Source organism: Kitasatospora sp. NPDC004272, assembly GCF_053603035.1.
Map to the genome: position 1 here is coordinate 1 of NZ_JBSGET010000232.1, position 7,624 is coordinate 7,624.

A 7,624-nucleotide genomic window follows, 5' to 3' on the forward strand; every position below is an offset into this window, starting at 1 on the left:
GACCGTGCACAGCAGGGCCCCGGCCGCGAGGGCGCCCGCGGCGGCGCGCAGGGCGGTCCGGGGCCGGGAGCGCCGGGCGGCGCGCAGCGCGGTGCTCATCCGCGCCCGCCGCCGCGCCGCGGGCCGGACAGGACGGCGGCCAGCAGGGCGGTGCCCGCGGCGGCGAACTCGCAGGTCTTGAGCAGCAGCAGACCGGCCGTCAGCACCGGGTCGCGGCTGAGCCGCCAGGCCCGGGCGGCCAGCACCGGCAGCCGCCAGGGCCCGGCCTGGGCGGCGAAGTGCCGGGGGTGGCGGGCGGCGTAGCGCCCGGCGGTGGCCGCGTAGTGGGCCTTCTTGCGCATCGCCGCGCGCAGCGTGGTGCGGCCCTCGTCGTGGATCAGCACGCTGCGGGTGGTGGTGATCCGGGCGCCGGTGGCGCGCACCCGCAGGTCGAGGTCCTTGTCCTCGGACCAGACCAGCCCCTCGTCGTGGCCGCCGACCCGGTCGTACAGCTCGCGGCGCAGGCAGCGCAGCGACTCCACCGCGCTGTCGCCGTCCCAGCAGCGCTTCTCCAGCACCTTGCAGCGCGCCCAGAAGCCCTCGCCGACCGAGACCTCGGGGATCACCAGGGCGTCGTAGCCCTCGTCCTCGATCAGCCGGCGGCACTCGGCGAGCAGGCCGGGCCCGGCGGTCATGTCGGAGTCCAGGTGCAGCACGACGGCGGCGCTGGTCAGCCGGACGCCGCGACGCCGCCCGGCGGCCCGGGACGGGTTGTCGCGGGCCAGCCGGACGTCCAGGCCGCGGGCGTGGAAGGCGGGCAGCGCGGGGGCGAGCGGCCCGCTGGTCCGCTCGTCCTCGTTGACCAGCACCTCCAGCCCCTCGCGCTGCTGCACCAGCGAGTCGAGCAGCCGGCCGACCTGCGGGGCGCTGTCCCGGGTCGGGACGACCACGGCGATCCTCGGCGCGGCCTGGGACGGGGTCGGGGCGGACGGGACGGCGGACATCGGCGGCCTCACGGGTTCCGGGAAGTGGCGGTCGGGGGAGGTGCCGCGGCGGCGGCGCGGCAGCAGGACGGTGGCGCAGGCCAGCACGGTCGCGGCGGACAGCCCGAGGGCGATCCGCCACCAGCGGTCGGGCCCGAACGCGATGCGCAGCTCGGCGGTGCCGGGCCCGTCGACCAGCCAGGCCGCCCGGTAGCCGTCCAGGGTCAGCGGGCGGGCGCTCCACCCGGCGGGCAGGCCGGTCAGCTCCCAGCGCGGGTCGGCGGAGTCCGGCAGCGCGACGACCACCGGGCCGCCCGCGCGGTCGGCGCCGTCCAGCCGGGCCCGGTAGCGCCCGGCGCCGTCCGGCTCGGCGGCCAGCACGGCACCCGGGGCGGCACCCGGCGCGGCGGGGCTTGCGGCGGGGGCCGGGGCGGGGTCGATCCGGACGGTCAGCGGCAGCACGGGCGTCACCCGCAGGCCGGTGTACTCGACCACGGTGGTGCCCACGTCGTCGCCGTCGGCGTACAGGTACAGCTCCAGGTCGCGGACGTCGGCGGCCGGGCTGACCACGGTGTCCAGGGTGTGCCACTGCGCGCCGTCGGCGGTGCGCGGCAGCTCGGCGCACCGGTCCGGGCCGCCCTGCCACAGGCACAGCCGGGCCGGACTGCCGCTGAGCGTCCGGTAGTTCACGGCCAGCCGGTAGCTGCCGGGCCGGTGCCCGGTGCCCGGCTCGAAGGTGTCGACGGGGACGCTGACGCAGGCGGTGTGGGCCCGGGCGGCGAGCCGGACGCCGTCGGCGCCCAGCGGCGTCGCGGACAGCCCCGCCTCGGCGAAGCCGCGCCCGTCGGTGCGCCCGCAGTCCTGCAGCGCGCTGAACGCGGGCGGGGCGGCGGCGGGCAGGCCCGGGTCGGCGCCGACCCGGTGGGCACCGGGGCCGAGCGGCAGCGGCGGCGCGTCGGCGGCGGCCACCGCCTCGGCGGCGACCCCCAGCGCGGTGGCCCGCGGGGCGCGGTAGGCGGCGTCGCCCGGACGGGTGCCGTCCGCGTCGGCGTACCCGTACAGCACGGCGCCGGTGGTGCCCGGGGCCAGCCGCAGCACGGTGCGGAAGGTCTGCCAGTCGGCGGCGGCGGGCAGCCGGCGGCTCACCGCGCAACCGCCCGGGCCGTCCTGCCACAGGCAGATCCGGGGCGCGCTGCCCCGGTACTCGACCTCGGCCTCGACCAGCCCGTCGGCGGGCGGGTCGGCCAGCGGCAGCCGGACGCAGGCGGTGCCCCGATCGGCCCGCAGTTCCCAACTCCCGTCCTCGGCACGGTCGGTGGCGCCGCCGCAGCCGCCGTCGGCCTGCTCCTGCGGGTCGGCGGTCAGCTCGGGGCCGTCGGCCAGGGCGACCGCGACCCGGTCCCCCGGGCGGACGGCGACCGGGCGCCCCGGCTGCCAGGGCAGCACCTCCGGGCCGACCAGCAGCGCGGCCGGGACCGCGTCGGCGGGCAGGTCGAGGCGCAGCTCGGGCGCGGCCGGGGCGGGCGCACCGTCCACCTCGGCCCGGCCCGCGTCGGCCAGCAGCACGCCCGGCCCGGTGCGGGAGGGCAGGTAGGCGGTGCCCGCGCTCCGGTCGGCGCGCACCGCGTACGGGCCGCCCGCGCGCAGCCGCACCTCGGCGCCGCCCGCAGCGGTGAAGGCGAGCCGGGCCGCGTCCACCGGCACCGCCGGGTCGGCGGTGGTGGCCGCGCCGCGCGCGGCGGCCTCGGCGGTGGTGCGCGGATCGGCCGCCGGGTCCAGCACCAGGGCGCCCGGTCCGCCCGCGGCGGACGGGAGTTCGTACAGGTCGGCGACCGGGGTGGCCAGCGTGCGGCGGGCCCCCGGCAGCCGGCCCAGCCCGGCGGCCAGCACGGCCGGATCGGCGGTGGGGGCGTCCCCCGCCGTGCTGCGCAGGTCCCGGCGCACCAGCACCTGCCCGACGCCCAGCGCCCGCAGCGCGCCCGCCGCCGCGTCCGCGTCCCCGGCGGCCAGCCCGTCCTCGGCCAGCGCGAGCAGCCGGGCCGGGCCGGAGGCGTTGTCGAAGTAGCCGCCCGGCAGCCGCTGCAGCAGCGGCCGGGTCAGCAGGTTGCGCGGCAGGTCGTCCACGCCGTGGAAACCCCAGTCGGTGAGCACCTGGTAGTAGCCCTGCAGCGGCAGCTCCAGCACCTTCCCGGGCGCCGCCGAGCCGTTCGCCGCGTCCGCGACCCGCTGCCAGTCCGCCGGGACGGCCACCGACGCCGACGGCAGCGGCGGCCGCACCCAGGTCACCAGCGCACCCGTCCACAGCGGCCACGGGTAGGCCAGCGCGGCGGCCACCGCGACGGCGGCCACCGCCCGCAGCGACCGCCACCCGGCCTCCAGGGCCCGCTGCACGGCCGCGCCCGCCAGCACCGCCACCACCGGCACCAGCAGCACCCCGAACTTGCTCATCGGCTCGCGGAACAGCCACATCCCCGGCACGTGCGCGTACAACCACCCGTTCAGCCCCGCCAGCGGCGGGTGCAGCCCCTTGCACAGCAGCACCAGCACGCACCCCGCCACCGCCAGCGCCCGCAGCGCCCCCCGGGTCCGGCGCGGCCCCGGCGGCAGCACCGCCCCCGCCAGCGCCAGCAGCGCCGGCACCCAGCGCGCCAGGCCCCACGGCGCCCGGTCCACCGCCGCCGCGAACGGGTAGTACTCGACGTGCTCCCAGCCCCAGTGGGCGTTCAGCGCGAGGATGTTGGGCAGCGTGTTGCGCACCTGCGTCCACGCCCACGCCTGCACGTTGGTCTGCGCGCTGAAGTCCGTGCCCGAGCCGCCCCCGGTCAGCGTCACCGCCTGCGGCAGCAGCCACCACAGCTGCACCAGCAGCAACAGCGGCAGCCCCCGCCCGACCAGCACCAGCACCGGCCGCCACCGCCCCCCGGTCAGCGGCACCGCCGCCACCGCGAGCACGGCCGTCGCCCCCGCCACCAGCGCCAGCAGCGGCGGGTTCATCCCCAGGTAGCACAGCGGCAGCGAGGTCAGCGCCACCGTCCGGGCCCGCACCCGCCGCCCCGCCGCCGCGTGCAGCAGGTGCCCGCCGAACCAGGCCACCAGCGCCGTCGCCAGCACCGGCAGCGGATTGAGCAGCGACACCAGCGTGTAGACGTTCACCACCGCCAGCAGCCCCGCGCACGCCGCCGCCAGCGGGTGCCGCAGCCACACCGACGCCAGCCGCGCCACCCCCGTCGCCGCCCCCGCCAGCACCAGCGCGTACAGCACCGCCTGCGCGACCCCCGGCCCCAGCCCGAACAGCCCGCACACCCGGACCAGCACCAGGTCCGGCAGCCGCACCACCTCGTACGAGGGCCCGCCGGTCCCGGTGATCTGGTGCCCCCAGACGCTCCCCAGCTCCGCCCCCAACGCGTCCCGCCGGAACGGCCCGACGTCCCCCGTCGCGAAGTCCCGCCCGGGGCGGAACCAGAGCAGTGGCAGGAGTGCGGCGAGCGTCCCCGGTAGGGCGAGGCGTAGGAGTGCGTCGTGGTGGTGGTGGGTCAGGCGGCGGGCGGTGCGCAGTAGTCGGCGGGCGGAGTGCGGTGCGGCGGCCACGACGGGGCGGCGGGGGGTGGGGAGGGTGGTGGTCACTGGGCGGCACCGCCGGGGATGGGGGAGGAGGGGATGGGGTGGGTGGGGCGGAACCAGAGCAGTGGCAGGAGTGCGGCGGTCACTCCCGGTAGGGCGAGGCGTAGGAGTGCGTCGTGGTGGTGGGTCAGGCGGCGGGCGGCGCGCAGTAGTCGGCGGGCGGAGTGCGGTGCGGCGGCCACGACGGGGCGGCGGGGGGTGGGGAGGGTGGTGGTCACTGGGCGGCACCGCCGGAGATCGCCGGGGCGGGCAGCGGGGACAGGCCGGCTGCGGTGACGGCGGTGCGCAGCACGGCTTCCGCGACCTCGTCCCAGGGCAGCGCCCCGCCCCGCCAGCCGGCCGTCGCCGGGGCGGCCACCAGGTCGGGCAGCTGTTCGGCCAGGGCCCGGGCCAGCGCGGTCGGGTGCGGGGCCACCAGGCGGCCGCCCGCGGCGGGCACCGAATCGCACAGGCCCGGACGGCGGTAACCGATCGTCGGGGTGCCCATCGCCGCGGCCTCGTCCACCACCAGCGCCCAGCCCTCCCGGATCGAGGTCGCCACCAACACGTGGGCCCGGGCCAGCAGTTCGTCGCGCCGCGGGGTCGGCACCCGCCCGTGGAACACCGTCCCCGGCGGGGCCAGCCGCTCCAGCCGGCCCCGCTCCGGACCGTCCCCGACGATCCACAGCCGGGCCTGCGGCAGCCGGCGGCGCAGCAGCGCGAACGCCGCCAGCACGTGGTCCACCTGCTTCACCGCCGACAGCCGCCCCAGGAACACCACCGTCGGCGCCTGCTCCCGCGCCACCGGCGGCCGCACCCGCCGGGTGTGCCCCTCCGGCACCAGGTGCAGGTCGTGCAGCCCGTAGCCGCGCAGCGAGTCCCGGCTGGACGGCGAGACGGTCAGCACCGGCGTCCCGCGCAGCGAACGCAGCCAGTGCGGCTCCGCGGCGTACCGGCCCAGCCAGGACAGCGGCGGCGGGAACCTGGCGTCCCAGATCTCCCGCGCCACCTGGTGCACCAGCGCGACGGACGGCGTCCCCGCCGACCAGGCCGCGCAGCCGAACGGACGGGTGTTCACCTCGTCCAGCAGCAGGTCGAACCGCCCCGCCCCGTGCGCCGCGTACCACTGCCGGGCCGCCCGGTACACCCCCAGCGGGCCGCCGCCGCGGACGATCCGCACGCCCTCCCGGGACTCCAGGCCGGGGGCCCCGGGCACCGCCGAGGTCACCAGCGTGACCCGGTGCCCGGCGGCGGCCCACCGGGTGACCACCTCGTGGGTGTACACCTCGGCGCCGCCGGCCTCGGGGTGGGCGGTGTCCTTCCAGTTGAAGACGCAGATGCGCATGGCCTCGGCTCGGGATCGTGGGTGGGAGGAGGGAAGTGGGGAGCCCCTGCGGGGCGGGCTCGGGGGTGGGGGAGGAGGGGGCTCGGTGGGGGAGGTGTGGGTGGGAGGAGGGGAGTGGGGGCGGGGATCGGTGGGGAAACCCTGCGGGGCGTGGTGCGGGGGAGGGGGCCGATGGGGTGTCAGTTCGCGTTGTCGGGGAGGGCGAGCAGGACGGGGCGGGGGTCGGTGGGGGCGGGGACGGGGATGGTGCGGGGGGTGAGGTGGAGGCGGGCGCCGAGGCGGAGGGCTTCGGTGAGCATCCGCAGGGCGGTGGAGGGGCGGACGGTGCTGCCGGTGCGGGGGCGGACGGCGACCGGGACCTCGGCGAACCGGCGGTGGCCGTGCCGGTGCAGCAGGGCGAGCAGTTCCAGGTCGAAGACGAAGCCGTCCTCGCGGCACAGCGGCAGCACCCCGGCCAGGGCTTCGCGGCGGAACACCTTCAGTCCGGTCTGGGTGTCGCGCACCGGGAGCCGGAACAGCACCCGGGCGAGCAGCCGGAACGCCCCCGAGCAGAGCCGCCGGACCCGTCCGTGCTGGAGGTGCTTGACCCCGACGGCCGCGTCCGCGCCGGCCCGGCGGGCCGCGTCCAGCAGGCCGGGCAGCAGTTCGGCGGGCAGGTCGCCGTCGGCGTCGATGAAGGCGATCCAGCGTCCCCGGCACTGCCGGAACCCGGTGCGCAGCGCGGCGCCCTTGCCCCGGTTGGCTGGGTGCCCGAGCAGGCGCAGCCGGCGGTGCCCGAGCCGGGCGACGCGGCGGCGGCTGCCGTCGGTGCACCCGTCGTCGACGGCGAGCACCTCGTAGCTGGCGCCGTGCCGGTCCAGCACCCGCAGCAGCCCGGACAGGTGCCGGGCGACGGCCGGGCCCGGGTTGTAGTACGGGACGACCACGCTGATCTCGACCCGGGCGGCCCGGTCGATCTCGTGCTCGGCCCGGGCGGCGGGCAGCTCGGCGAACGCCGGTTCGGCGGCGGGGAGTTCGGCGCGCGGGCCGAGCCGCAGCCCGGTGCCGGGCAGCGCGCAGGCGACGGCCAGCAGCACGGCCAGCGCGTGCGCGGCGGCGATGCCCTGCGCGCTGAGCGGGAAGAGCGCCACCAGCAGCGGGAACGCGGCCGCCCCGGCCCAGCCGCCGAGCGGGGCGCCGCCGTGCGCGGCCCGGTAGTGCAGCAGCACGGTCAGCACCAGCAGCGCGGTCGCGTCGATGCCGAGCAGCAGGCCGAGGCCGGGGTCGACGGCGAAGCCCGGGCCGAACACCAGCGGCAGCACCGTGCCGCCGCCGACCGCGAGCACCAGCGCGGTGCCCGCTCCGGCCAGCACGGCGGCGGCCAGCGCGCCGGTGAGCGCCCGGGTCGCGGTGCGGCGGTCCGCGGAGGCCAGCCGGCCGAGCAGCAGCAGCACGATCAGGTTGGCGCAGGCCAGCGAAGCCTTGGCGAGCTGCGCGCCGGCCCCGTACCCGCCCGCCGACTCGGCGCTCAGCCAGTGCCGGGCGCAGAGCAGGTCCGCGCCGGTCAGCACCCACAGCCCGGCGAAGCCGGTCACCGCCCGCACCAGCACCCGCGGTCCGACCCGCAGCGCCGCGGCGCCCGGCCGCCGGGCGGGCAGCCGCAGGGCCAGCAGCAGCCACCTGGCGGTCGACGCCCTGAAGAAGGCCCTGCACGGCTGACCCGCCATCACGCCGCCCG

The 7,624-nt window shown here is 79.0% G+C and carries 4 protein-coding genes; all 4 read right to left on the reverse strand.

Going from position 1 to position 7,624, the window contains the following annotated elements; translation table 11 throughout:
• Positions 1 to 95: 95 nt before the first annotated feature.
• Entirely contained in the window at positions 96 to 4,586 is a 4,491-nt protein-coding gene (locus ACWEO5_RS37340) for a glycosyltransferase (protein WP_452166531.1), read from the reverse strand.
• Complete coding sequence (locus ACWEO5_RS37345; protein WP_452166532.1) at positions 4,583 to 4,801, reverse strand: hypothetical protein; 219 nt, start codon at positions 4,799 to 4,801, stop codon at positions 4,583 to 4,585. The genes ACWEO5_RS37340 and ACWEO5_RS37345 overlap by 4 nt, the downstream gene beginning before the upstream one ends.
• Positions 4,798 to 5,907: a glycosyltransferase family 4 protein gene (locus tag ACWEO5_RS37350; protein ID WP_452166533.1), complete on the reverse strand. Its 1,110-nt coding sequence runs from the start codon at positions 5,905 to 5,907 to the stop codon at positions 4,798 to 4,800. The genes ACWEO5_RS37345 and ACWEO5_RS37350 overlap by 4 nt, the downstream gene beginning before the upstream one ends.
• 179 nt (positions 5,908 to 6,086) lie before the next feature.
• On the reverse strand, positions 6,087 to 7,624 hold a 1,538-nt coding region (locus ACWEO5_RS37355; RefSeq protein WP_452166534.1), incomplete at its 5' end, for a glycosyltransferase family 2 protein.